The organism is Streptococcus sp. 27098_8_148 (genome assembly GCF_041432105.1).
Lineage (GTDB): Bacteria > Bacillota > Bacilli > Lactobacillales > Streptococcaceae > Streptococcus > Streptococcus parasanguinis_AE.
Window position 1 is genome coordinate 192,030 of record NZ_JAPVYY010000001.1, and the last position, 24,621, is coordinate 216,650.

At 43.5% G+C, this 24,621-nt stretch carries 22 protein-coding genes and 1 other annotated feature; of the genes, 19 read left to right on the plus strand and 3 right to left on the minus strand.

The features are described from left to right. Positions 1-84: 84 nt before the first annotated feature. Positions 85-1,095, minus strand: a complete 1,011-nt coding sequence (locus O3646_RS00920) for a lactonase family protein (RefSeq protein ID WP_371610379.1) — start codon at positions 1,093-1,095, stop codon at positions 85-87. Positions 1,096-1,263: 168 nt separating this feature from the next. Between O3646_RS00920 and O3646_RS00925 the strand changes: the two genes are divergently transcribed. From O3646_RS00925 to budA, 3 genes are all read left to right on the plus strand, one after another. Then, positions 1,264-2,439: an AI-2E family transporter gene (locus tag O3646_RS00925; RefSeq protein ID WP_070846022.1), complete on the plus strand. Its 1,176-nt coding sequence runs from the start codon at positions 1,264-1,266 to the stop codon at positions 2,437-2,439. Next, positions 2,429-3,658, plus strand: a complete 1,230-nt coding sequence (locus O3646_RS00930) for a tetratricopeptide repeat protein (RefSeq protein WP_371610380.1) — start codon at positions 2,429-2,431, stop codon at positions 3,656-3,658. Before O3646_RS00925 ends, O3646_RS00930 begins: the two co-directional genes overlap by 11 nt. Before the next feature lie 72 nt (positions 3,659-3,730). Then, positions 3,731-4,447, plus strand: a complete 717-nt coding sequence (gene budA / locus O3646_RS00935) for an acetolactate decarboxylase (RefSeq protein ID WP_003002766.1) — start codon at positions 3,731-3,733, stop codon at positions 4,445-4,447. Between the two features lie 192 nt (positions 4,448-4,639). Here budA and O3646_RS00940 read toward each other — a convergent pair whose 3' ends face one another. Next, the gene (locus tag O3646_RS00940; protein ID WP_371610381.1) at positions 4,640-6,301 is read right to left on the minus strand and encodes an NFACT family protein; all 1,662 of its coding nucleotides are present in this window, start codon (positions 6,299-6,301) and stop codon (positions 4,640-4,642) included. 150 nt (positions 6,302-6,451) lie between these two features. Beyond that, positions 6,452-6,683: a binding site (T-box leader), on the plus strand. A gap of 132 nt (positions 6,684-6,815) precedes the next feature. On the opposite strand from O3646_RS00940, the gene trpX reads away from it, so the two are divergent. The 16 genes from trpX to O3646_RS01020 all read left to right on the plus strand — a co-directional run bounded on the left by trpX (position 6,816) and on the right by O3646_RS01020 (position 23,972). Continuing rightward, entirely contained in the window at positions 6,816-7,817 is a 1,002-nt protein-coding gene (gene trpX / locus O3646_RS00945) for a tryptophan ABC transporter substrate-binding protein (protein ID WP_371609052.1), read from the plus strand. Between the two features lie 123 nt (positions 7,818-7,940). Continuing rightward, positions 7,941-8,360 (plus strand): chromosome partitioning protein ParB, encoded by a 420-nt coding sequence (locus O3646_RS00950; RefSeq protein ID WP_049482289.1) that lies wholly within the window; start codon positions 7,941-7,943, stop codon positions 8,358-8,360. 315 nt (positions 8,361-8,675) lie between these two features. Then, positions 8,676-9,722, plus strand: a complete 1,047-nt coding sequence (gene pheS, locus O3646_RS00955; RefSeq protein WP_155167551.1) for a phenylalanine--tRNA ligase subunit alpha — start codon at positions 8,676-8,678, stop codon at positions 9,720-9,722. A 2-nt stretch (positions 9,723-9,724) separates the two neighbouring features. Continuing rightward, a complete protein-coding gene (locus O3646_RS00960; protein ID WP_024055668.1) occupies positions 9,725-10,255 on the plus strand; it encodes an N-acetyltransferase in 531 nt (176 codons plus the stop codon). Positions 10,256-10,322: 67 nt separating this feature from the next. Next, the gene (gene pheT, locus O3646_RS00965) at positions 10,323-12,728 is read left to right on the plus strand and encodes a phenylalanine--tRNA ligase subunit beta (RefSeq protein WP_371610382.1); all 2,406 of its coding nucleotides are present in this window, start codon (positions 10,323-10,325) and stop codon (positions 12,726-12,728) included. Between the two features lie 235 nt (positions 12,729-12,963). Further along, positions 12,964-13,272, plus strand: a complete 309-nt coding sequence (locus O3646_RS00970) for a hypothetical protein (protein WP_371610383.1) — start codon at positions 12,964-12,966, stop codon at positions 13,270-13,272. A 13-nt stretch (positions 13,273-13,285) separates the two neighbouring features. Then, positions 13,286-13,495, plus strand: coding sequence for a helix-turn-helix transcriptional regulator (locus O3646_RS00975; RefSeq protein ID WP_049522589.1), 210 nt, complete (start codon positions 13,286-13,288; stop codon positions 13,493-13,495). Positions 13,496-13,497: 2 nt separating this feature from the next. Then, positions 13,498-14,295 (plus strand): DUF3169 family protein, encoded by a 798-nt coding sequence (locus tag O3646_RS00980; RefSeq protein ID WP_371610384.1) that lies wholly within the window; start codon positions 13,498-13,500, stop codon positions 14,293-14,295. An 11-nt stretch (positions 14,296-14,306) separates the two neighbouring features. Continuing rightward, on the plus strand, positions 14,307-15,200 hold the full coding sequence (locus O3646_RS00985; RefSeq protein ID WP_214259848.1) for an ABC transporter ATP-binding protein: 894 nt from the start codon (positions 14,307-14,309) through the stop codon (positions 15,198-15,200). Next, the gene (locus O3646_RS00990; RefSeq protein ID WP_070466250.1) at positions 15,197-16,411 is read left to right on the plus strand and encodes an ABC transporter permease; all 1,215 of its coding nucleotides are present in this window, start codon (positions 15,197-15,199) and stop codon (positions 16,409-16,411) included. The genes O3646_RS00985 and O3646_RS00990 overlap by 4 nt, the downstream gene beginning before the upstream one ends. Positions 16,412-16,508: 97 nt before the next feature. After that, the gene (locus O3646_RS00995; RefSeq protein WP_371610385.1) at positions 16,509-17,432 is read left to right on the plus strand and encodes an aldo/keto reductase family oxidoreductase; all 924 of its coding nucleotides are present in this window, start codon (positions 16,509-16,511) and stop codon (positions 17,430-17,432) included. A gap of 149 nt (positions 17,433-17,581) precedes the next feature. After that, complete coding sequence (locus O3646_RS01000) at positions 17,582-18,157, plus strand: TetR/AcrR family transcriptional regulator (RefSeq protein ID WP_155169484.1); 576 nt, start codon at positions 17,582-17,584, stop codon at positions 18,155-18,157. Further along, positions 18,154-18,834 carry an ABC transporter ATP-binding protein gene (locus O3646_RS01005; RefSeq protein ID WP_371610386.1) on the plus strand — a complete coding sequence of 227 codons (681 nt, stop codon included), beginning with the start codon at positions 18,154-18,156 and terminating at the stop codon, positions 18,832-18,834. Before O3646_RS01000 ends, O3646_RS01005 begins: the two co-directional genes overlap by 4 nt. Positions 18,835-18,837: 3 nt before the next feature. Further along, positions 18,838-19,983: an FtsX-like permease family protein gene (locus O3646_RS01010; protein ID WP_371610387.1), complete on the plus strand. Its 1,146-nt coding sequence runs from the start codon at positions 18,838-18,840 to the stop codon at positions 19,981-19,983. Positions 19,984-20,368: 385 nt separating this feature from the next. After that, positions 20,369-22,114 carry an ABC transporter ATP-binding protein gene (locus O3646_RS01015; protein ID WP_371610388.1) on the plus strand — a complete coding sequence of 582 codons (1,746 nt, stop codon included), beginning with the start codon at positions 20,369-20,371 and terminating at the stop codon, positions 22,112-22,114. Next, positions 22,104-23,972, plus strand: a complete 1,869-nt coding sequence (locus O3646_RS01020; RefSeq protein ID WP_041826381.1) for an ABC transporter ATP-binding protein — start codon at positions 22,104-22,106, stop codon at positions 23,970-23,972. The genes O3646_RS01015 and O3646_RS01020 overlap by 11 nt, the downstream gene beginning before the upstream one ends. A 38-nt stretch (positions 23,973-24,010) precedes the next feature. On the opposite strand, the gene O3646_RS01025 is transcribed toward O3646_RS01020, so the two are convergent. After that, positions 24,011-24,493 (minus strand): glutathione peroxidase, encoded by a 483-nt coding sequence (locus O3646_RS01025; RefSeq protein ID WP_371610389.1) that lies wholly within the window; start codon positions 24,491-24,493, stop codon positions 24,011-24,013. Positions 24,494-24,621: the final 128 nt, after the last annotated feature.

Consider the following 24,621-nt stretch of genomic DNA (forward strand, 5'->3'; position numbering starts at 1 on the left):
CTAAAATATAAGTTGTGAAGTCAGGCTCGCGCCTTTTTCTCATCTATTTAATCATTTTTTTAGAGGTTTGACAACTAAAACGACTTAATGAAAAACCGTACAAACGGCCTCTGGAACATAGAAGTCGTCGGATAGAAGGGTCAATTTTCCGCTAGCAGGATCTCGTTTAAAGACGGTGGCATTAGGTGAATCTTGATGGGCTGCGATTAGGTGGTTTTGATCAGGACTAAGCGTGAAATCACGTGGATTGAGCCCTTGACTTGGAACAATTTCAATCAGTTCTAGGCTACCATCAGCTACGACCTTAAACACAGCGATGGAATTGTGAGCACGGTTAGATGCATAGAGGAATTTTCCATCAGCTGAGAGCTTGATCGCAGAAGCCCATTTTTGACCATCGTAGTCTGATGGAAGTGTGGAAACAGTTTGGAAGTGTTCGAATTCACCCATACCGTCATAAAAGAGCACATCGATCGTAGCATTTAATTCATTGATGAGATAAGCAGTCTTATAGTGAGGATGAAAGACCAAGTGACGAGGTCCTGCCCCTGGAGCTGTTTGATATTGATTGATCAGGGTTAGGTTTCCTTCCTCACTGACATCATAAACATGCAAACTATCTGTTCCTAGGTCACACGTGATCAGGTACTGATCTGGTGTAAGGTCTGCATAGTGGGTATGTGGACTTGCTTGATTGGCGTGAGGACCACTTCCTTGGTGGGTGTCTTGATCGACAAAGGACAAACGCCCATCTGCCTCTAGCTGATATACGAGAACTTGGCCTTTGTGATAGTTGGCTCCATAGACCAGTTGACGCTTGTCATCGACAGAGACATAGCAAAGTGGAGCCCCCTCTTCAACAACGTGATTGAGCGGCTGAAAATCAGCTGTAAAGCTTGCGATTCCTCCTTTTCCCTCTTCAGCTCCGACGCTATAGAGGTTGCCTTTTTCAGAAAAGGCGATATAGGTTGGATTGGGCTCAGCTGCCACTAGTTCCAGATGGTTCAATGTCCCTGTTTCAGGGTCAAATTGTGCCTTGTATATTCCTTTGGATTCTTTTTTGGTATAGGTACCGAAATAAATGGTTTGAGACATAGGTCACCTCGTATGATTTGTTAGGTTTATTATATCAAAGGTCCTATTGGAAGGCAATTGCTAGTTGAAAAGGGGAGGGCCTTTCTTTCTTATTTTGCTAGTTTTTTCGTAACTTCAAGCTCAAAAAATGCTAAAATAGAAACAGATTGAAATGAAAAGGAGTTCTCTGTGGATAATAAAGAAAAACAGTTTAGTTTGTCCTGGTTTTTTAGATGGTTTTTAGACAACAAGGCCATTACCGTATTTTTAGTTACCTTGCTGTTGGGCTTGAACCTTTTGGTTTTGAGTAAAATCACCTTTATTTTTATTCCTATTTTTGAGTTTGCAGGAGCCGTCATGCTGCCTGTCATTATTTCTGGTTTGCTCTATTACCTGCTTAACCCTATTGTTGACTTTCTTGAAAGAAAAGGACTCAAGCGGATTTTTGCGATTTCCTTAGTCTTTTTCTTGATTGCAGTGCTTTTAATTTGGGGTCTAGCTGTAGTGATTCCATCCGTCCAACGACAAGTGGTGAGTTTCTTTCATAACCTGCCAACTTATTTGGAAAAGGCCAATGCAACCATCGATGATTTTCTAGATAATCGCGTCTCCTCAGATATCAAACCCCAATTAGATGAGATCACTAAGGAATTGTCTGCAAACATTACTTCTTGGGCGAGTTCGATCTCTGGGCGGGCTGTCAATTGGGTCAGCAACTTGATCGGAGTGGCTTCGCAAGTCATTGTTGCCTTGATCATCATGCCTTTTATTGTCTTTTATCTTCTTCGAGATGGAAAAAATTTAAAGGGCCACATTGTTCGCTTCTTACCGACTAAGATTCGTAAACCGGCTGAACAAGTTCTCTCAGATGTCAACACCCAACTCTCCAATTATGTTCGAGGGCAAATTACGGTAGCCATTGTCGTCGCCATTATGTTTATCCTCTTCTTTAAGATCATTGGCTTACGTTATGCGGTGACACTTGGGATCTCTGCGGGGATCTTGAATTTGATCCCTTACTTGGGTAGTTTCTTAGCCATGTTACCTGCTTTAGTTTTGGGCTTGGTAGCAGGACCAGAGATGTTTATTAAGGTCTTGATTGTATTTGCAGTGGAGCAAACCATTGAAGGACGTTTCGTATCACCTTTGGTTTTGGGAAGCCAGTTAAATATCCATCCGATTACCATTTTGTTTGTGCTCTTGACGTCAGGATCTATGTTTGGAATCTGGGGAGTTTTCCTTGGTATTCCGGTCTATGCATCTGCTAAGGTGGTGATCGGAGCTATCTTTGAATGGTATAAGGTCGTTAGTGGCTTGTATGAAGAACACAATGAAATAGAAGAGGAAACACAGAGTGAGTCATAGTCAACAAATGGTAGAGGCTCTTGATCAGCAAGAGCTAGAAGAAGCAGAAGTTCAATTTCAAAAGGCCTTGTTAGAAGATAGTGAAGCGCAATTATTGGATTTGGGTCAATATCTTGAAAGTATCGGTTTTTATCCTCAGGCAAAAGAGGTTTATGAACAGATTGCAGAAACCTATCCAGAAGTATTTCTGAGTTTGGCAACCATCCTTGCGGAGGAGGGGCAAACGGAAGAGGCCTTTGCGTATTTAGAAGAAATTGGTCCTGAGTCTAACTGGTATGTGGCGAGTCTCTTGGTCAAGGCAGATCTCTATCAGCTGGAAGGACTCGCAGATGTTGCGCGTGAAAAATTAGTTGAAGCAGCCAATCTGTCTGATGATCCGATTATTCAATTAGGGTTAGCTGAAATTGATCTGGAATTGGAACGCTATCAAGAGGCTATCCAAGAGTATGCCCAGTTGGACAATCGAGAGATTTTGGAAGCGACAGGGATTTCCACCTATCAACGGATTGGTTTTGCCTATGCCAATCTTGGTAAGTTTGAAGCAGCTGTTCCTTTCTTAGAGAAAGCTCTGGAGATTGAGTTTGATGACCAAATTGCTTACGAATTAGCGACCTTATTGTCAGACCAAGAAGAATACCAAAAAGCCCTGATCTACTACAAACAAATTGACACTTTGTCGCCTGAGTTTGAAGGGTATGAGTACGGGTATGCCTTAGCTTTACAGGCTGAAAATGACCGTGAAAAAGCGCTTGAAATTGCCAAACACGGGATTGAGAAGAATCCCTTTGATGCCCAATTGAAGCTTCTTGCTTCTCAGCTTTCTTATGAGCTCCACCAGCCTGAACAGGCAGAAGCTTATCTATTAGAGGCTAAAGAAGTGGCAGATGATCTCGAAGAGATTGCTCTTCGCATGACTACCCTTTATTTGGAACAGGAACGCTTTGACCAAGTCTTGGATTGGCAAAATGAAGAAGTCGAAACGGTTGTCACCCGATGGAACATTGCCCGTGCCTTGGCTGCCTTGGAGAAAACAGAAGAGGCCGTCTCAGCCTACCAAGAGCTTTATGAGGATTTAAAGGACAACCCAGAATTCCTCGAAGCCTATGTTTATCTGTTGCGTGAGGCTGGAGATGTGACGAAGGCGCGTGAAGTGGCTAACCAGTATTTGGCGATCGTACCAGACGATGTGCAGATGCAAACCCTCTATGATAACCTCTAATATAAATCATATCGTGAAGATTCGCAATAGTTTGTGGTATACTGGTAGAAGATAGAATGAGGAGAGAAAAACATGGAACCAGTGAAACTTTTTCAATACAATACTTTAGGTGCCCTAATGGCGGGTCTGTACGGGGGTTCATTTACGATTGGAGAACTCTTGGAACACGGAGATCTGGGAGTTGGGACGCTTGATTCTATCGATGGAGAGTTGATCGTATTAGATGGTAAGGCATATCAGGCCAAAGGATCAGGGGACCATCCTGAAATAGTCGAAGTTTCTCCGGATGCCAAGGTTCCTTATGCAGCAGTTGTCCCTCACCAAGCAGAAGTGATTTTCCGCCAACGCTTTGAAATGACGGACGAGGAATTGGAAGCCCGTATTGAGTCTTATTATGATGGGGAAAATCTGTTCCGCTCTATTAAGATTCATGGTGATTTTGCCAAGATGCATGTCCGTATGATTCCAAAATCAACACCAGAGATGAAGTTTGCAGAGGTTGCAACCCATCAGCCAGAATATACACGGGAAAATGTCACAGGTACCATCGTCGGTTTTTGGACACCGGAAATTTTCCATGGCGTGAGTGTGGCAGGTTACCATTTGCACTTTATTTCAGATGACCATACCTTTGGTGGCCATGTCATGGATTTTGTCATCTTAGAAGGGATTGTAGAGGTAGGGGCTATCGATCAGCTGGATCAACGTTTCCCAGTTCAAGACCGTCAGTACCTCTTTGCCAAATTCAATGTTGATGAGGTCAAAGAAGACATCCATAAAGCAGAATAAAAAGAGGCTGGGACAAAAGTCCTAGCCTCTCAATTATTTTTGGATTGTCGAGCAAGACGCAGTGGTTGAGTGGGCTCTACTACGCTGATTTCATCAGCTTTTACAGCCCTACTCAACTGTGCGGAGGTGGGACGACGAAATCGAATTCTAACGAATTACCGATTTCTGTCCCACTCTCTTTTATTTTTGAAATCAGTCTGTTAGTTTCATGGCTTTGATTTTTTCTTCTTCTGGGGTGACCCGCAGAGTCTTCTGGCCGGTGTAGGTGACAAAGCCGGGCTTTCCACCAGTTGGTTTATTGAGTTTCTTGGCTTCGATCATATCTACTTGGACCAGGTTTGAGAGACGGGCCTTGGAATAGTAGGCGGCCAACTCTGCAGCATCGGTCTTCACTTCATCCGATGGATTGAGATTTCCTGTAATGACGACGTGGCTTCCCGGGATATCTTTGGCATGGAACCAGAGCTCATCTTTCTTAGCGATCTTAAAGGTCAGTTCATCGTTTTGCAGATTATTGCGACCTACTAAAATGATGGTTTTTCCATCACTCGCCAGGTATTTCTCAGGTTTTTTCCGTTTATGAATTTTTTCACGGTTGCGGCGTTTGATAAAGCCGGTCTGGATTAGCTCTTCTCGAATCTCTGCCACCTCAGCCAGGCTCGCTTGAGAAAGGGCTGTTTCAACCGTTTCAAGATAAGAAATGGTTTCCTTGGTTTCTTGAATGAGGATGGTCAAATGTTTGACGGCTTCTTTTAACTTCTGGTAGCGCTTGAAGTAGCGTTGGGCATTTTGATTGGGAGTCAGGGCCTTGTTGAGTTGGATGGTGATCGGTTCATTTGTATAGTAATTATCCAAAACAACCTGGTCTTGGTCGTTTGGTACCTGATGGAGGAAGGTTGTCAGCAATTCTCCTTTTTGGCGGAATTCTTCCGCATTGTCGGTCGCCGCTAACTCAGCTTCTTGTTTGGCTAATTTTTTTCGGTTCTTTTCAAGATCGTTTTCAACCTTGCGGATTAATTCACTGGCCTGTTGTTGCACCCGATCGCGCTCAGCCTTGTCTCGGTAATAGTCATCCAGCAGATCGGAAAGTGTCTCAAAGGTTTGACTAGTGGCATCTTCAAAGGGAATAGCCGAGAAGGATTTGGTCGTTAGGCGTGGCTCAGTTGGAGCTTGGAAAAAGGCACGGAAGGTTTTTAATTTTTCATCCGTCTCAAGTCGCTTGGCCAATTCTTGAGACGTATCTCGCCCCAAACCTTGGAAACATTTTTGAAGGTTCTTTGGGCTTAACTCTTCTTTGTGAAGAAGGGCAAAAAGGGCTTCATCTCCAATTGTAAAAGGATTAACCGAGTTGGTTTTCGGAGGAGCTACATAGGTTGATCCAGGGAGAATGGTCCGGTAGCTATTTTGTGAGAAGCCGACATGTTTAATAGCTTCGATGATTTTATTGCTGGTGCGGTCCAGGAGAATAATATTACTGTGCTTGCCCATGATTTCGATCATGAGGCTGACAGAAATGGCATCTCCAATTTCATTTTTATTGGAGACACGTATTTCAAGAATCCGGTCGTTCTCCATTTGCTCAATCCCTTCAATGACAGCGCCTTGAAGATATTTGCGCATGACCATAATAAAGGTATTGGGAAAGGCAGGATTTTCAAAGTTGGTCTGGGTCCGTTGAATCCGTCCAAAGACAGAATGGGAAGAGAGCAGGAGCTTTTGGTTTTTCCGATTGCCTCGGATTTGGAGCACCAATTCTTGCTCGAAGGGTTGGTTAATTTTTTGAATGCGCCCACTCAAGAGTTCGGCCTTCAATTCTTGCACCATATGGTGTAAAAAAAATCCATCAAAAGACATGGGATTCCTCATCATTCTAGCGTTTATTCTAGTAAATTATATCAAAATTAGTGCGGAAATCCCAGAGAGAAGCAAGAGGATGTTGAATAGAAAATGCGAACGTTTTCAAAAAAATGCAGAAAAAGTATTGACATTTTTGAAAGAAAATTTTAAAATGTAAGAAATTAGAAAAGTAGTAAATGAAAGTTTCAAGAGAGCCCACGGTTGCTGAGAGTGGGTAGCGGCAGTTTATGAAATTGGACTAATGATGAGATGAATTTGAAACAATAAAAATTCGGTTGGCACACCTTATCGTGCAACTTGTTGCTAGACAAGACAGAGATATGGGGGAGACTATCCTTTTCCCATAAGTGAGGTGGCACCGCGATGACACGTCCTCACATAGCTTTTGCTATGTGTGGGCGTGTTTTTTGTTTTAGATGAGAAGGGAGAAAAGATATGAAGAAACGATGGCGTCGCAGTCTTTAGATGATGGAAAAAAAGAAGAAAATGAAAAATAGAAGAGGTATTAAAAATGAAAAATAAACGTTTAATGGGAATTATTGGTTTGATTGCAGCAGCAGTCATTGGGACAGCGATCTATTCAGCTACAGCAGGCAAAGACAACAAGGCAGCAAGCAGCAATGAAAAGGCTAAAGTTGGGGTCTTACAGCTGGTCAGCCACCCTTCGCTTGACTTGATCTACAAGGGAATTCAAGATGGTTTGGCTGAAGAAGGTTATGATAAGGATAAAGTGGACATTGATTACCTTAATGCTGAAGGCGACCAAAACAAAGTTGCAACCATGAGTAAACAATTGGTAGACAAGGATAACCAAGTCTTGATTGGAATTGCAACTCCATCTGCTCAAGGATTGGCTAGTGCAACAAAAGACAAACCCATCGTTATGGGAGCTGTCACTGATCCGGTCGGCGCAAACTTGGTCAAAGATTTGAAAAAACCAGGTGGCAATATCACTGGGGTATCTGACCACAATCCAACTGTGCAACAGTTGAAATTAATCAAAGAATTGACTCCGAACGTGAAAACAATTGGGATCCTGTACTCAACCAGTGAAGATAACTCAAAATCTCAAGTAGAAGAATTTACAAAATTGGCTGAAAAAGCAGGCTACAAGGTCGTTCCTTATTCTGTTCCTTCTACAAACGAAATTGCTTCCACTGTGTCTGTAATGTCAGGCAAAGTCGATGCCATCTGGGTTCCAATCGACAATACCATCGCTTCAGCCTTCTCAACAGTTGTCGAAGCCAACAAAACAGCTAAAAAACCAATCTTCCCAAGTGCGACAGCTATGGTAGAAGCTGGTGGTCTTGGTTCAGTCGTTGTCGACCAACACGATCTTGGAGTAGCAACTGGTAAAATGGCTGCGAAGATCTTGAAAGGTCAAAAACCTGCGGATACACCTGTTGAAATCTTTAGCCAAGGAAAATCTGTCATCAATAAAAAAGTCGCAGATGAATTGGGTATTACTATTCCAGAATCTGTCTTGAAAGATGCTGGACAAGTCATTAAATAAAAAGAAAACGAATCACAAGAATGGCGGGGGAATTTGGCTTTGGCAGGTCTTTAAATCGTGACCTTTGAAAATGTCTACCAGTGCCCAGAACCAACTTTTATACTCTTGGTAGAGGAGAAAGAAATGGAAGTCAAGATAACAGATCTTCATCCGACCCAACTTTATTTATCAGAAAAGAAGTTACAAGCTATCCAGATGCTGGATCAGTCGGCAGACATCATCAATGTGGATCCAATTAGTGTTCTTGCATTTGGAAATCGCTTCTTGATTACAGACGGGCATCACAGGGCTTATCAGGCTTTATTGGCAGGTCGGGATACGATTTCTGCTGAGTTTGATAGAGATGGTGGCGATGAATTGTATGCTCTCTATGCGCAAGCTTGCGAGGAAAGAAAGATATCCTCTGTTTTGGATTTAAAACATCGTATCTTACCTCAAGATGAGTATGAAGCAAAATGGTATAACTGGTGTGATGGTTTTAACCAAGCAGCCACTCTTCTATTGAAAAGGCAATCAGATGAAACAGACAAGGCAAATAGATAATGCACGGCCTCTTGTTCCTTTGTATATTGAAATTAGTCTCATCTAACTTGTTTTTTAACAAAAAATCTGCTAAACTAGATAGTAATCGAATAGAAATCTGCAAGACTAGTATCTCAAGGGAAGTGCGACAGGGAGAAGAGCCGTGACTGAAAGCTCTTTGCATGAAAGCTGAGTGAATTCACTTGCGTAAAGGATTTAGAAATTAAGGTCTGGTTTACGGATAAAAAACGGATGGTACCGCGTGTCAACGCTCCGAATGAGGGTGTTGGCGCGTGGTTTTTTCTATGTCTGTAGAGGGACCATGATGGAGGAAATATGTCAACGATTGAAGAACAATTAAAAGCGCTTCGTGAAGAAACGCTGGCAGCTTTGAAGCAGATTTCTGCTGAAAATAAAAAAGAGATGCAAGAACTACGGGTCTCTGTTCTTGGAAAAAAAGGATCTCTGACGGAAATTCTTAAAGGGATGAAGGATGTCTCTGCTGAGATGCGTCCGGTTATCGGGAAACACGTCAATGAAGCGCGTGATGTCTTGACGGCTGCCTTTGAAGAAACGGCCAAACTTTTGGAAGAAAAGAAAGTCCAAGCCAAATTGGCTAGCGAAAGCATCGATGTGACCCTACCAGGTCGTCCAGTTGCTAGTGGTTACCGTCATATTTTGACCCAAACCAGTGAAGAAATCGAAGATATCTTTATCGGGATGGGCTATCAAGTCGTAGACGGCTTTGAAGTGGAGCAAGACTATTATAACTTTGAACGGATGAATCTGCCTAAAGATCACCCAGCGCGGGATATGCAGGATACCTTCTATATCACAGAAGAAATCTTGCTTCGGACCCATACCTCACCTGTACAGGCGCGGGCTATGGATGCGCATGACTTTAGCAAAGGACCATTGAAGATGATCTCTCCAGGGCGGGTTTTCCGTCGGGATACGGATGATGCGACCCACAGCCACCAATTCCATCAAATCGAAGGTTTGGTTGTTGGGAAAAGCATTTCTATGGCCGATCTTCAAGGAACGCTTCAATTGATCGTGCAAAAGATGTTTGGTGCAGAACGCCAAATCCGTTTGCGTCCTTCTTACTTCCCATTCACTGAGCCATCGGTTGAGGTGGACGTTTCTTGCTTCAAATGTGGTGGTGCTGGATGTAACGTATGTAAGAAAACTGGTTGGATTGAAATCATGGGAGCCGGTATGGTTCACCCACGCGTCCTTGAGATGAGTGGGATTGATCCAACAATCTATTCAGGATTTGCCTTTGGACTTGGTCAAGAGCGTGTGGCCATGCTTCGTTACGGAATCAATGATATCCGTGGCTTCTATCAAGGGGATATCCGTTTTTCAGAACAATTTAAATAATTATGTTAGTAAAAGTTAAGGCGAAAGATTTTCATATTTTAAGGGAATTAGAGGTGGAAACCTATGGGGATACCTTTGGTCCCTACAACTCTGATGCCGATATGGAAGATTACTACCAGATGGTTTTATCGCTAGAGCAAATCCAAAAGGACCTAGCAGACCCGGAATCAGAGACCTATTTTGTCCTTGATCACCATCAGGAAATTTGTGGTTTCCTCAAGTTTAACTGGGGCAAGGCACAAACGGAGCCAGTAGAGATGGACAATGCTTTTGAAATTCAGCGCATCTATGTCAAAAAAGAACATCATGGCAAGGGCTATGGCAAGGAAATGTTTACCTTTGCCTTAAAAGAGGCTCAAAAACGTGGATTTGACTGGGTCTGGCTGGGTGTCTGGGAACGGAATTTTAAGGCCCAAAACTTTTACAAACAATTCGGATTTGAACGATTTAGCGAGCACCACTTTATCACAGGGGAAGCTGTGGATATCGACTGGTTGCTGCGCAAGCATTTGAAGGAGAATCCGCAAGCTTAATTGTGGGTCCAAATTGAGAGAAAGGAATTGAGAAGATCTCACCAAGTGGGATCTTACGATCAGAATAATGTTAGTATCATATAAATGGTTAAAACAATTGGTGGACGTGGATGTGCCATCAGAAGAGTTGGCTGAAAAAATGTCAACTACAGGGATCGAAGTAGAAGGTGTAGAATCTCCTGCTGCTGGTCTCTCAAAAATTGTCGTCGGAGAAGTCTTGTCTTGTGAAGATGTGCCAGAGACACACCTTCATGTCTGCCAAGTTAATGTGGGGGAAGAAGAAGCGCGTCAAATCGTCTGTGGAGCACCAAATGTGCGAGCAGGCATCAAGGTGATGGTGGCTCTTCCAGGTGCTCGCATCGCAGATAACTACAAGATTAAAAAAGGGAAAATCCGTGGTTTGGAATCCCTTGGGATGATCTGTTCACTTGGTGAGTTAGGCATTTCTGACTCAGTTGTACCGAAAGAATTTGCGGATGGCATCCAAATCTTGCCAGAGGATGCTGTTCCAGGAGAAGAAGTCTTCTCTTACCTAGACTTGGATGATGAAATCATCGAGCTTTCTATCACTCCAAACCGTGCAGATGCTCTTTCGATGCGTGGGGTAGCACATGAAGTAGCAGCCATCTATGACAAGGCAGTCAACTTCAAAGAATTTACTTTAACAGAAACAGACCAAGTTGCAGCGGATGCTCTTTCTGTCAGCATCGACACAGATAAGGCTCCTTATTATGCAGCTCGTATCTTGGACAATGTAACCATCGCACCAAGTCCACAATGGTTGCAAAACCTCCTCATGAATGAAGGCATCCGTCCCATAAATAATGTGGTTGACGTGACCAACTATATCTTGCTTTACTTTGGTCAGCCCATGCATGCCTTTGACTTGGATACCTTTGAAGGAAATGACATCCGTGTACGTGAAGCGCGTGCAGGTGAGAAATTAGTGACCTTGGATGGGGAAGAGCGTGAGTTGGAAACAAGTGACCTCGTGATTACGGTTGCTGACAAACCTGTTGCCCTTGCAGGTGTCATGGGGGGAGAGGCTACAGAAATCTCTGAAAAGTCTACTCGTGTAGTTCTTGAAGCGGCTGTTTTCAATGGCAAATCGATCCGTAAGACTAGTGGTCGCCTCAACCTACGCTCTGAATCATCTTCTCGCTTTGAAAAAGGCATCAATGTGGCAACTGTTAATGAAGCCCTTGATGCCGCAGCAAGTATGATTGCTGAATTGGCTGGTGCAACCGTACGTAAGGGCATCGTTTCAGCAGGCCAGTTAGACACTTCTGATGTAGAAGTTTCTTCTACTCTTGCAGACGTGAACCGTGTCCTTGGAACAGAACTTTCCTACGCGGATGTCGAAGATGTCTTCCGTCGTCTTGGTTTTGGCCTTTCTGGAAATGCAGAAAGCTTCACAGTCAGCGTTCCTCGTCGCCGTTGGGACATCACTATCGAAGCGGACCTCTTTGAAGAAATTGCTCGAATTTATGGTTATGACAAATTACCAGCAACCCTTCCAAAAGATGACGGGACAGCAGGTGAATTGACAGCGACTCAAAAATTGCGTCGCCAAGTTCGGACTATCGCTGAAGGGGCTGGATTGACTGAAATCATTACTTATGCACTGACAACTCCTGAAAAAGCAGTGGAGTTCACGACTGCACCAAGCAACTTAACGGAGCTCATGTGGCCAATGACTGTGGATCGTTCGGTCCTCCGTCAAAATATGATCTCAGGAATCTTGGATACTGTAGCTTATAATGTCGCTCGTAAGAACAAAGATTTGGCCCTCTATGAGATCGGAAAAGTCTTTGAACAGACAGGCAATCCAAAAGAAGACTTGCCAAACGAAATCAATAGCTTTGCCTTTGCTTTGACTGGCTTAGTTGCTGAAAAAGACTTCCAAACTCCAGCTGTTCCAGTTGACTTCTTCTATGCCAAGGGAATCTTGGAAGTCCTCTTTACTCGCTTGGGTCTTGAAGTGACTTATACAGCAACACAGGAAATCAAGAGTCTCCACCCAGGACGTACAGCCTTGCTCTCACTTGGTGACCAGGTGATTGGGGTCTTGGGACAAGTCCACCCTGTAACAGCTAAGGCTTATGACATTCCAGAAACCTATGTGGCAGAATTGAACTTATCTGCTATTGAAGCAGCTCTTCAACCAGCCGCAGCCTTTGTGGAAATCACCAAATTCCCAGCTGTGAGCCGTGATATCGCCCTTCTCCTCAAAGCAGAAGTGACCCACCAAGAAGTGGTTGATGCGATTCAAGCTGCTGGCGTGAAACGCTTAACAGATATCAAACTCTTTGACGTTTTCTCAGGTGAAAAACTAGGACTTGGCATGAAGTCTATGGCCTACAGCTTGACCTTCCAAAATCCAGAAGATAGCTTGACAGATGAAGAAGTCGCACGCTACATGGAAAAAATCCAAGCTTCACTTGAAGAAAAAGTCAATGCAGAAGTGCGTTAAGATGTAAAAAGATGAAACAGTTGAGAATTTCTCAACTGTTTTTTTCTTCCAGGATTTGCAAGTTATAGGCCTTAAAACCCTATAAAAATAAAGAAATTCCTTTAAGTACTCAAAATATCCATGTCAACCATCCTGCTATTATTGACAAATATTTTTATTTATTTGACAAATATACTTGTCAAAAAGAAAAAGAAGTGTTACAATGTTTTTAGTTGAAAGAAGGAGAGGTTTTCTTATGGGAGCTATATGGATTCTATTTATCCCTTTTCTGGTTATCATTTATACTAGCTCAGAAAAGAAGATAAAAAAGTTGAACAAACGTATTAAAAGATTAGAAAAACAAGTGAAAGGAAATCAAGAAATGTCTAGACTTTTAGAAGAATTAAAAGGCCAAACGGCCACTGTTACTGTAGATGGTTTTGGAGCCGAGTATGAAATTTTGGATATTGATGAAGATTGGGTCAAATTGAGTCGTGAGACCAATAAACAACAAAAAGAAACCAAATTAGTCCGTATCGAAGATATTCAAGATATTCAACTATAAGGGGGCGAAAGCCATGATCTTAAAAAATCGACTGAAAGAGCTGAGGGCGCGTGATAGTCTCAACCAATCTGAGCTAGCCAAGCTAGCTGGAGTCTCGCGCCAGTCTATCAGTCTCTTGGAGCGGGGTGAATACACCCCTTCGGTTATCATTGCCATCACCATCGCCCAGATTTTCAAGGAACCTGTGGAAAATGTCTTTAGTCTAGTGGAGGAAGAGGAATAACAATGAAAAAGCAACAACAAGAACGAACCCCTCGTTACCGTTTTTGGAGAAATGTAGGTATCATTACAGTTTCCGGCTTGATCGGAGGAGTTATCGGATTTTTGACAGAAATGTTTGGATACGAAAAGCCCCTAGAAATCCAATCCTTCTTTAGTAAAGAAGTACTCCTTTTGGGCTCAGCAGTTTTATTCTTAGTCGCATTTATACTCACGATAACCTTACTGATGTGCGCGAGAAAAGTCCATCAAAAGATGCTCCAAATAGAAGACGATGATGAAGCCTATCACTATGACATTCAAAAGAAAAAACTATATGGCTTAGCGACCATTTTTAAAGGCATCATGATCTTGCCCTACTTTTTATTCGTCATTTTTTATAGTCAATTGGTCGACTTAGATAGACCTGGCGCTGGGGACATGGCTTTTATCTTTGGAGACTTTACCATGCTCTATCTCTTTCTTGTCTTGATTGCCCTATTTTTCCTATCGGATATCTTCTTTCGCAAGACCTTCCATCTGATTTATGGAAAACCGATTCCCCGCAATGCCAATGCCAAGGAAGTGCGTGAATTTATGATGAGTATGATGGATGAAGCAGAAAAGCAGATTAGCTACGAGGAAAACTATGAAATTATCATTAAGTTAAGCAATTATATCTTACCGATTTCCTTAATTGCGATATTCTTAGTTGGCATTGCTTTCCATTCAGATATCTTGTTAGCATTAGTAGTGGTATCACTGATTTATCTCTATATCTTGGTCTCACAATACAAGATTACCAAACGTTATTATAAAGAGTAAAGGAGTCATCCATGTTAGAAATTAGAAATTTAGAAAAAAGCTTTGGGAATAAGCAGGTTCTCTTCGGAGTAGATCTGACAGCTCAACAAGGGCATATCCTTGGCTTAGTTGGGAAAAATGGTGCCGGGAAAACAACTATTTTCCACAGCATCCTGCGCTTTTTGGACTACAGCGGCGAGATTCGCCTAGGTGGCAAACCCATTACACAAGAGACTTACAAGGAAATTGGCTATTTGCCTGAAGAGCGCAGTCTTATGCCAAAACTTACGATTTTTGAGCAGGTCCGCTATTTGGCTGCCTTAAAAGGAATGAGCACCGCCGAGGTCAAGGAAAAATTACCGACCTGGATGGAAAAACTCCAAGTGAAGGGGAAATTGACCGATAAAATCAAGAGTCTCTCAAAAGGGAACCAACAGAAGGTGCAATTGATCATCACCTTGATCCATGAGCCTAAATTGATCATTTTAGATGAACCCTTTAGCGGCTTGGATCCGGTCAATACAGAAGTGCTCAAGCAGGTCATCTTTGAAGAAAAAGAGCGTGGGGCAACCATTATCTTTTCTGACCACGTCATGACCAACGTCGAAGAGTTGTGTGATGATATCCTAATGATCCGTGATGGTTCGGTTGTCCTTTCAGGGCCTGTCCAAGAGGTTCGGAATAGCTATGGCAAGACTCGCCTCTTTGTCTCAAACGACTTTAGCAAAGAAGAGTTAGAAGCTCTGCCACACGTGACCAAGGTCAGCATGACCAAGCAAGGGACTTGGAAGCTGATCTTGGATGATGCATCAGCTGGTCCAGAATTATTTGACCGCTTGACCAAGGGCCACTACCTTGCAACCTTTGACCACCAAGCCCCAACTATTGATGAGATCTTTAAACTTGAATCAGGAGTAGAAGTATGAAACAGATGTTTGTCGTAATGAAAGAAACCTATATCAGACAAGTGAAATCATGGAGTTTCCTCTTCATGGTCTTCGGTCCCTTCCTCTTTTTAGGATTGAGCATTGGAATCGGTTATCTGACAGGTTCTTCTACAGATGCCAAAAACCAAGTGGCCTTGGTGACAGAAGTGCCAGCTGTCAAAGAAAGCCTCAAAGGAACCGATGGCTTGACCTTGGACTACAAGGATGAAGCTGCAGCTAAAAAAGCCATTAAGGATGAGAAAGCAGCTGCTTACCTAATGGTTGATGAAAAAGATGGCCAGCTAGAAGCGACTTATGTGGGTGACCAAGCCATGAAAACAGATTTAAAATCGCTTGTCACTGCGAAATTAAGCCAGGTCCAACAAGGGATCAATCTAGCGCGTGCCAATCTAAGCAAAGAGCAGCTGACAGCCTTGTCTCAACAGGTTTCTCTCAAAGAAAAAATTGATGAGAAAAAAGAAGGCTTGAAAATGGTGCAAACCATGGTTGCAGGTGGTCTAGGAATGTTGCTTTATATGATTTTGATCTTCTACTCGAGTATCACAGCCCAAGAAGTGGCTAGTGAAAAGGGAACTAAGATCATGGAAGTGGTCTTCTCTAGTATTAAAGCAACCGACTATTTCTTCGCACGCATGCTCGGACTCTTCGGAGTGATTTTTACCCATATTTTTGTCTATGTAGTTGGGCTAGTAGCTGTTTGGATCTTTAGAGCAGATATCCCAGTTGTCAAGGATATTCTTGCTCCAAACTCTCCAATTACCCAACACCTAGCAGAAGCGATCTCGCTTAATACCGTCTTCTTCATTATCCTTGGGATCTTTATGTATGTGGTGCTCTCTGCCTTCTTAGGCTCCACAGTTGCACGACCAGAAGATTCAGGAAAAGCGATTTCACCACTGATGATGTTAGTTATCTTTAGCTTCCTTGGGGTAACCACCTTGGGAAGTGCCGGTGACGTCTTCTTATTGAAAATCGGTTCCTACATTCCTTTCTTCTCAACCTTCTTCATGCCTTTCCGTACCATCAATGGCTATGCGACTGGTCTTGAATCTTGGGGTTCATTGGGAATTGCAGTTCTCTTTACCATCGTGGGAACAGTTCTCATCGCTCGTATCTATGCGAGCCTGATCCTTCAGACCGATGACCTCGGACCATGGAAGACCATTAAACGTGCTCTTAGCTATCGCTAATTAGATAAGCTCTCAGTTACAACTGAGGGCTTTTTGATTGCAAATTGACTTTTGCAAGCCTCTTCACTACAATAGAATTACAGAAAAGGAGGCGGACATGAACTATATTGAGTTTGATGAAAATGAGCGTCTGTCCACGATTGTCCTTGGGATGATGCGGATCAGTCAGATGAGTGAAGATGAGGTGGAGGCCTTGGTGGAGGCGGCCTTGTCGATTGGGATCAACACCTTTGATCTAGCAGATATTTATGGCGATGGCCAGTGTGAGGTACTGCTAGGTAAGGTTCTCAAGCGTCGTCCGGATCTTCGGGACCAGATGTGGATCCAGTCCAAGTGCGGGATTCGCAAAGACGGCTTTACTTATTTTGACTTTTCGAAGGACTATATTTTGGACTCAGTTGATGGCATTCTCGAGCGTCTGCAGATCGAGCGCTTAGATAGTCTCCTCCTTCACCGACCGGATGCCCTCATGGAACCGGAAGAAGTAGCGGAAGCTTTTGATCACTTGGAGCAAGCTGGCAAGGTCCGTCATTTTGGGGTGTCCAATCAAAATCCCATGATGATGGAATTGCTTAAGACGGCTGTCAAACAACCTCTCAAGGTCAACCAGCTGCAGTTGAGTGCAGCCTTTACACCGAGCTTTGAAGCTGGTTTTCATGTCAACATGGAAGGGCCAAAAGCAGCCGTGCGAGATGGCAGCGTCTTTGAGTATTGTCGTTTAACTGATACGGTGATTCAAGCTTGGTCTGTCCTCCAGCATGGCTATTTCAAGGGGAATTTTGTCGGCAAGGAAGAGTTTGCAGCTCTCAATCATGTCCTCAATGACTTAGCGAAAAAATACCAGGTCACACCTACAGCTATCGCCCTTGCCTGGGTCCTCCGCTATCCTGGTAAGATGCAGGCGGTCATCGGAACAACCAAGCCACAGCATGTCCTTGAAGCAGGGAAAGCAGCAGAGGTGAATTTGACCCGCAAGGAATGGTACCAAATCTACTTGGCTGCAGGAAATGATTTGCCTTAGAATCTTGTTAGTAAACCAGATTTCACTCTTATCGGTGGTCTGGTTTTTTGTTTTGTGATTTTCAGATTTTTCTTGACAAGTCTTTCTTTTTTATGGTATTCTTTTATGCAACAAGTGTTGCGCAACGGATGTTGCGCGAAAGGAGTCTTATGCCACCCAAGGTTAAATATAGTAAAGAGGCTATCATTGGGACAGCTTTACAATTGGTGAAAGAAGAGGGAATGGCTAGTTTGACGGCTAGAGCCTTAGCGGAGAAACTGGGAGCTACACCGAGAGTCATTTTTGGGCAATTTGCTAATATGGCTGAGTTACAAGCAGAGGTTATTGGTGCTGCGGAGATGGTCGTGGTGGAGTATATTCGCAAGGCCTTAGAAGATGAGAAACCTTTTCGATCTGTCGGGGTTGCTTATATCCTTTTCGCCTCAAAAGAGCCACAACTCTTTCAATTGCTTTTCCAAAATCCTAGCAAAGATCCGATTCGTCGCTTTCAAGATTTTCTTCCCATGAAGGATCATAGTTACCAATTGGTTCTGGATTCGATTGTTGCAGACTATCCTTTGACTGTAGAGGAAGCTAGTCGCTTGTACCAGCATCTATTTATTTACTCACACGGGATGGCCTCTATGGTTGCTTCTGGTATTTATCAGTTCGGCATGGAAGAGGTGATTGGATTACTGACAGAGGTTTGTCAATCTCTCATCAAAGAAATGGTAGGAAAGAAATGATTCAACTAGAAAATGTGCACAAAAGTTACGGCCAAACTAAGGTTTTAAAAGGGATTGATTTGCAGATTCAAGACCAGGATGATGTGGTTATCCTTGGCCCTTCTGGATCGGGAAAGTCAACTCTCTTAAATGTGTTATCAGGCTTAGAAAAGGTAGACGAGGGGCATATCCTCATTCAAGGACAAGATTTATCACAACTCACGGATCCTCAATTGACAGCCTTTCGACGTGAGAAGATTGCCTTTATTTTCCAGCAGTATTATCTATTGCCGAATCTAACGGTCAGACAAAATGTAAAGATGGGAGCTGACCTGGCAGACAATCATGATTTTTTGCAGATCATCGAGGATTTGGGACTTGGCGATAAGCTGGACAAATATCCGAGTGAATTGTCGGGTGGAGAACAGCAGAGAGTCTCCATTGCTCGGGCCTTGGCCAAAAAGCCAGAGATTCTCTTCTTAGATGAGCCGACGGGAGCTCTCGATGAAGAAACAGGGCGCAAGATCCTCGACTATATCTGGAAGTTAAAGGAAAAGCTGGGCTTTACCCTCATCATGGTGACGCACAACCAAAATATTGCGGATATGGCCAGAACCATCATTCGTGTCAATAGTGGCAAAATTACCGAAGTTGTGACCAATGATCAACCTCAGACTGCCTATGAGATTGGATGGTAAGCCATGTTTTCAGTAAAAGATATTCGAAAATTAGTTGTCGTCAGTATCATTGGAGCCTGTGCGGTCTTTGTGGCTAATCTCTTCTTGAATTTTTACCTAGATATCGAGCAGTTGGAGATTTCGAAAACCAATCCCATGATTCAGACCTACTATGATGCCCAGGTTTCGCTTTCCTGGATGGTGGCCATGGTCAGTGGAGTTGTCTTGTCCTTGACGTCGGTCCTTCTCATGTGTTTTTATATCAAACAATTTGTCGATGACCACAAGGAACAATTAGGAATTTTAAAGGCTTTGGGCTACAGCAATGGCCAGTTGGCGAAACGGTTTTGGGCCTTTGGACTCAGTTTTGGAGTTGGAGCGTTTCTTGGCTATTTTGCTTCATTTCTCATGATGGGACATTTTTATGACTTCCGTAATGAGAAGGGGATCCTGCCAGAAATTACCATTCACTTTCACTGGCAGCTCTTGCTTGCTTTGGTGATCCTTCCAATGGCATTTTTTATGCTTCTCGCGATTGGTTATGCTAGAAGACAATTACAAACCCCGGCTCTTCGCTTATTGAAAAAGTCCCCAAGTCCGATCAAGGTCAATAGGAGAAAGAAGGCTCCTAAGAAAGAGAAAGACTTCCTAAAAGAGCTATCCTCGTCACTGATTTGGGGGAGAAAATCGATCTTGTTTTTTGTGGTCTTTGGCTCTATGTGTTTTGCAGCCATGGTTCAATTGTCCTTTGGCCTCAGGGATTACACAGATGATATCATCCAAACCATGATGATCATGATTGGCTTGATCCTTTCTTTCTCGGTACTCTTTTTGTCATTGGGGATTGTTGTCTCAGAAAGTCGTGAAACCTTGGCTCTTATGAAGGCTTTTGGCTACACCGATCGTGAATGCCAAAGTCATATTCTCGCTCCCTATCGTTTCTGGGCTTATCTAGGATTTGTTCTTGGGACGGTTTACCAATACGGTATCATGGAAATTTTGATCGGTGTGATCAAAGATACGGTTCCTGAAAAGATTGAGCATCACTTTGATGGGAATGTGTGCTTCTGGACCTTGCTTGGCTTTGCTGTGGTTTATGAAAGCCTCTTTTATCTATCCAACAGAAAACTCCAAAAGCAAACCATCAAAGAAGTGCTCTTAGCTGAATAAATAGAAAAGAGAGTGGGACAGAAATCGGTAATTCGTTAGAATTCGATTTCGTCGTCCCACCTCCGCACAGTTGAGTAGGGCTGTAAAAGCTGATAAAATCAGCGTAGTAGAGCCCACTCAGCCACTGCGTCTTGCTCGACAATCCAAAAATAATTGTGAGGCTAGGACTTTTGTCCCAGCCTCTTTTGTACTGGAACAACAGAAAAACGGATGCTGTCTAAAAATCTTGCATTTTTTTGCAATTTAGGTTACAATGAAGACTATAAAAAACGCGTAATCCCTAGGGTCTTTCCCTCAGGGAATTTTGTGTGTTTTGACCTATTTTCGATGGAAAGAAGCTTTGCTTCTACCGCAGGAAAAAGTATGAATAACATTGGAGGTAATAATGATTCGATCCTTAATTTCCGAGATCAAAGAATTCAAGAAGCCCTCGATATTGGCTTCCTTGTTCATGGTCTTTGAAGTCATGTTTGAGATTTCGATTCCCTTTGTCATGGCGAGTCTTTTGGACCAAGGTGTTCAACAAAGAAACATGAACAATATTTTGTTTTACGGTGGGCTCATGCTGGTCTGTGCCTTTCTCTCCCTCTTTTGTGGGATGCAGTCTGCCCGTTATGGCGCCTACGCATCGGCTGGTTTTGCCAAAAACCTTCGTCGGGCTATTTTCAAAAAGGTTCAAACCTTCTCATTTGAGAATATTGATCAATTCTCATCAGGTGGGTTAGTCACTCGGATGATGACGGATGTGACCAATGTGCAAAATGCCTATCAAATGGTAATTCGGATCTGTGTTCGGGCACCTCTCAATTTGATCTTTGCTATTGTGGCTTGTTTCATGATCAATGCGGAAATGGCCATGATCTTTGTCTATGTGACCATCTTTTTGGCAACTGTCTTAAGCATCATCATGAAGATTGTGTATCCGCTCTTCACAGAAGTATTTGAAGCTTATGACAATCTCAACAACAGTATCCAAGAAAACATCACCAATATGCGGGTGGTGAAGTCTTACGTTAAGGAAGCAGATGAAACGGTTAAATTCAAGAAGGCTTCTCGTCGAATTTATAACATGTTTATGAAGGCTATCCGTGTCGTTGTCTTGAGTAGCCCAGCTATGATGCTTTCCATGTATGCTTCTTTCCTTTTGATCTCTTGGATTGGGGCTCATCTGATCGTTGGTGGCCAACTCTCCACTGGGAATCTGACTTCTATGTTTAGCTACACCATGACCATTCTCATGTCGCTCATGATGTTTATGATGATCTTTGTCATGTTGTCGATTTCCATGGCCTCTGTCGAGCGGATCAATGAAGTCTTGACGTCCAAAACGACGATTGACTCTCCAGAAAATGGGATCAAAGAAGTTGCTGATGGCTCCATCAACTTTGAGGATGTGACCTTTGCTTATACCGATGAAAATGGCGACAAGACCCATGTCTTACAAGGGATTAATCTTTCCATTCGTTCAGGAGAAGTGATTGGTATCTTGGGAGGAACAGGATCAGGGAAATCAAGCTTGGTGCAGTTGATTCCTCGTCTCTATGATGTCGAGTCTGGTCGGGTGACAGTAGCAGGCCACGATGTCAAAGAATACGATCTTGATTCCCTTCGTAAGCAAGTGGCCATGGTTCTTCAGACCAATGTCCTTTTCTCTGGTACGATTAAAGAAAATATGCGCTGGGGAAATAAGGATGCGACAGATGAAGAGATCATCGCAGCTTGTAAGATTGCCCAAGCCGATGAATTTATTCAAGATTTCAAAGAGGGTTATGACACCATGATTGAGCGTGGGGGATCCAACGTCTCTGGTGGCCAACGCCAGCGTCTCTGTATCGCGCGTGCCCTTCTTATGAATCCGAAGATCTTGATCTTGGATGATTCGACTTCGGCAGTCGATACCAAGACAGATAGTTTGATCCGTCAAGGATTGGCAACCAGCTTGAAAGAGACGACCAAAATCATCATTGGTCAACGGATTTCCTCTATTCAAGATGCAGATCGTATTATTGTGATGAATGATGGCCAAATCGATGCGATCGGTCGTCACGAGGAATTGCTTGCGACCAATGCCATCTACCAAGAAGTATATGAAATGCAAACACAAGGGAAAGGAGAAGCAGATGAAAACTAAGAAAAAAGCAAATCTAGGCTCTATCCTTCGCCTGCTCGACTTCCTTTGGAAAAACTACAAGGTATCCTTGATTGTTTCCTTTATCTTAATCATTCTATCGTCTCTTGCGACGGTCAATGTAACAGCTTCGATTCAGTCCTTGGTCGATGTCTATGTGGAGCCCATGCTGACAAGCAATAGCCATGATTTTGGACCGCTCTTGTCCTTCTTGACACGGGTTGGTTTGATCTGTTTGATCGGGGTCCTTGCCAACTATGGCTTTACCTTGATTATGGCAACTGTTTCACAAGACTCACTTAGAAGTCTTCGAAATCAGTTGTTTGCTCGCATGCAAAAACTGCCCGTTCGTTACTTTGATACCCACCAACACGGGGACATCATGTCTATCTATACCAATGATATTGATGCCCTTCGCCAAGCGATTGAACAATCCATTCCGCAACTCTTATCCTCAGCGATTACCATCCTTGGGGTAACGATTACTATGCTGACGGTTAGTCCACTCTTGTTCTTGATTGTTCTTTTCATGGTCATCGTCATGGTCTTTATCATCAAGGATGTTTCTGGCAAGTCAGGTCGTTACTTCGGGGCCCAACAAAAGAACTTGGGGATTGAGAACGGCTTTATTGAAGAAATGATGTCTGGTCAAAAAGTGGTTAAGGCCTTTGTGCATGAAAGAGAAAGCATTGAGGATTTTGATCGGATCAATGATCAACTCTTTGAATCCTCTTACCAAGCCAACCGCTATGCCAATGTCCTCATGCCGATTCTTGGGAACTTGGGAAATGTTTCCTTTGTTCTGACAGCCTTGATCGGGGGCCTCTTTGCGCTAAACGGCGTCGGTGGTTTAACCATTGGTGGTCTCATGGCCTTTCTGCAATTGAACCGTTCCTTCACAGGTCCCATTGCCCAAGTTTCTCAACAATTGAACTTTGTCCTCATGGCCTTGGCTGGTGGAGATCGTGTCTTTGATCTCTTGGACGAAGAAGAAGAAGTCGACCAAGGAAAAGTGACGCTGGTCAATTATGAACTAGTCGATGGAGAAATGGTCGAAACCGATCAGAAAACCAACAAATGGGCTTGGAAACACCCTCGTCCAAATGGAGATTACCAGCTTGTCAAGATGGTCGGAAATGTGGTCTTTGATAATGTTGATTTCTCTTATGATGGGAAGAAACAAATTCTTCATGGCATCAATCTCTATGCGGATAAGGGGCAAAAAGTGGCCTTTGTCGGAGCGACTGGTGCAGGGAAGACAACCATCACCAACTTGATCAACCGATTCTATGATATCCAATCCGGAATGATTACTTATGATGGGATCGATATCAAATTGATCGAGAAAGATTCTCTTCGTCGTTCTCTTGGAATCGTTCTTCAAGATACCCACTTATTCACTGGTACGATTGCGGAAAACATCGCTTATGGCCGTGCTGATGCAACGAGGGAGGAGATCCTTGAGGCAGCTCGAATTGCTAATGTGGATTCCTTTGTCAAGCACTTGGATCAGGGCTATGAAACGGTCTTGACGGATGATGGGGCTGGCCTTTCAAACGGCCAACGACAATTGATCGCCATTGCCCGTGCGGCCCTTGCCAATGCGCCAGTCTTGATTCTGGACGAAGCGACGTCTTCGATTGACTCTCGGACAGAGAAGATGGTGCAAGAAGGGATGGACCGCTTGATGGAAGGTCGGACTGTCTTTGTCATTGCCCACCGTCTGTCGACAATTGTCAATTCCGATGTCATCATGGTCATGGACCATGGACGCATCATCGAGCGAGGCAACCATGCTTCCTTGATGGCAGAACGTGGCACCTATTACCGCTTGTACACCGGTGGACTTGAAATTGATTAAAGAAAAAAAGCTTGAGCATTAGCTCAGGCTTTTTTTGCTTATTTCTCAAGTAATTCTTGGATCAAGTCTTCCATGGCAGCTGGTTCTGTTTTGGAGGAGAAGCGTTGGGCAACTTGGCCTTGTCGGTCGATGACAAATTTTGAGAAGTTCCATTCGATGCGTTTGCCCAGTGGTCCAGCTGCTTGACTTTTGAGCCAGTCATAGAGAGGAAGGGCTTCTTTGCCATTGACCTTGGCTTTGGCGAATCGTGGGAAGGTGGTCTGGTAGTTGAGGCTACAGAAGCTATTGATTTCTTCTGCAGTTCCTGGCGCCTGCCCCATGAATTGGTTACAGGGAATGTCTAGGATTTCAAGCCCTTTTTCCTGGTAGCGCAAGTAGAGATCTTGCAGTCCTTGGTATTGCGGGGTCAAGCCACAGCCTGTTGCTGTATTGACCACGATGAGGACCTTGCCTTGGTAGTGGGAAAGGGGAATCTCCTCTCCTTGTTGGTTTTCTAAAGAAAAATCATAAATGCTGGTCATAGGTGGTATCCTTTCTGTCTCTTCAGCTTTTATTGTAGCATAAATCTCCTAATATTGGGCCTAGAGGAGCATGACTTCTTGCTTTAGTCCCTCCTGTGAAAATGATATAATAAGAAGATAACAAGCTC

What these genes read in the sequence shown, in the direction of transcription:
- O3646_RS00920 (WP_371610379.1), bottom strand. Translation starts at nt 1,095, where the DNA reads ATGTCTCAAACCATTTATTTCGGTACCTATACCAAAAAAGAATCCAAA.
- budA (WP_003002766.1), top strand. Translation starts at nt 3,731, where the DNA reads ATGGAACCAGTGAAACTTTTTCAATACAATACTTTAGGTGCCCTAATG.
- O3646_RS00940 (WP_371610381.1), bottom strand. Translation starts at nt 6,301, where the DNA reads ATGTCTTTTGATGGATTTTTTTTACACCATATGGTGCAAGAATTGAAG.
- trpX (WP_371609052.1), top strand. Translation starts at nt 6,816, where the DNA reads ATGAAAAATAAACGTTTAATGGGAATTATTGGTTTGATTGCAGCAGCA.
- O3646_RS00950 (WP_049482289.1), top strand. Translation starts at nt 7,941, where the DNA reads ATGGAAGTCAAGATAACAGATCTTCATCCGACCCAACTTTATTTATCA.
- pheS (WP_155167551.1), top strand. Translation starts at nt 8,676, where the DNA reads ATGTCAACGATTGAAGAACAATTAAAAGCGCTTCGTGAAGAAACGCTG.
- O3646_RS00960 (WP_024055668.1), top strand. Translation starts at nt 9,725, where the DNA reads ATGTTAGTAAAAGTTAAGGCGAAAGATTTTCATATTTTAAGGGAATTA.
- pheT (WP_371610382.1), top strand. Translation starts at nt 10,323, where the DNA reads ATGTTAGTATCATATAAATGGTTAAAACAATTGGTGGACGTGGATGTG.
- O3646_RS00970 (WP_371610383.1), top strand. Translation starts at nt 12,964, where the DNA reads ATGGGAGCTATATGGATTCTATTTATCCCTTTTCTGGTTATCATTTAT.
- O3646_RS00975 (WP_049522589.1), top strand. Translation starts at nt 13,286, where the DNA reads ATGATCTTAAAAAATCGACTGAAAGAGCTGAGGGCGCGTGATAGTCTC.
- O3646_RS00980 (WP_371610384.1), top strand. Translation starts at nt 13,498, where the DNA reads ATGAAAAAGCAACAACAAGAACGAACCCCTCGTTACCGTTTTTGGAGA.
- O3646_RS00985 (WP_214259848.1), top strand. Translation starts at nt 14,307, where the DNA reads ATGTTAGAAATTAGAAATTTAGAAAAAAGCTTTGGGAATAAGCAGGTT.
- O3646_RS00990 (WP_070466250.1), top strand. Translation starts at nt 15,197, where the DNA reads ATGAAACAGATGTTTGTCGTAATGAAAGAAACCTATATCAGACAAGTG.
- O3646_RS00995 (WP_371610385.1), top strand. Translation starts at nt 16,509, where the DNA reads ATGAACTATATTGAGTTTGATGAAAATGAGCGTCTGTCCACGATTGTC.
- O3646_RS01000 (WP_155169484.1), top strand. Translation starts at nt 17,582, where the DNA reads ATGCCACCCAAGGTTAAATATAGTAAAGAGGCTATCATTGGGACAGCT.
- O3646_RS01005 (WP_371610386.1), top strand. Translation starts at nt 18,154, where the DNA reads ATGATTCAACTAGAAAATGTGCACAAAAGTTACGGCCAAACTAAGGTT.
- O3646_RS01010 (WP_371610387.1), top strand. Translation starts at nt 18,838, where the DNA reads ATGTTTTCAGTAAAAGATATTCGAAAATTAGTTGTCGTCAGTATCATT.
- O3646_RS01015 (WP_371610388.1), top strand. Translation starts at nt 20,369, where the DNA reads ATGATTCGATCCTTAATTTCCGAGATCAAAGAATTCAAGAAGCCCTCG.
- O3646_RS01020 (WP_041826381.1), top strand. Translation starts at nt 22,104, where the DNA reads ATGAAAACTAAGAAAAAAGCAAATCTAGGCTCTATCCTTCGCCTGCTC.
- O3646_RS01025 (WP_371610389.1), bottom strand. Translation starts at nt 24,493, where the DNA reads ATGACCAGCATTTATGATTTTTCTTTAGAAAACCAACAAGGAGAGGAG.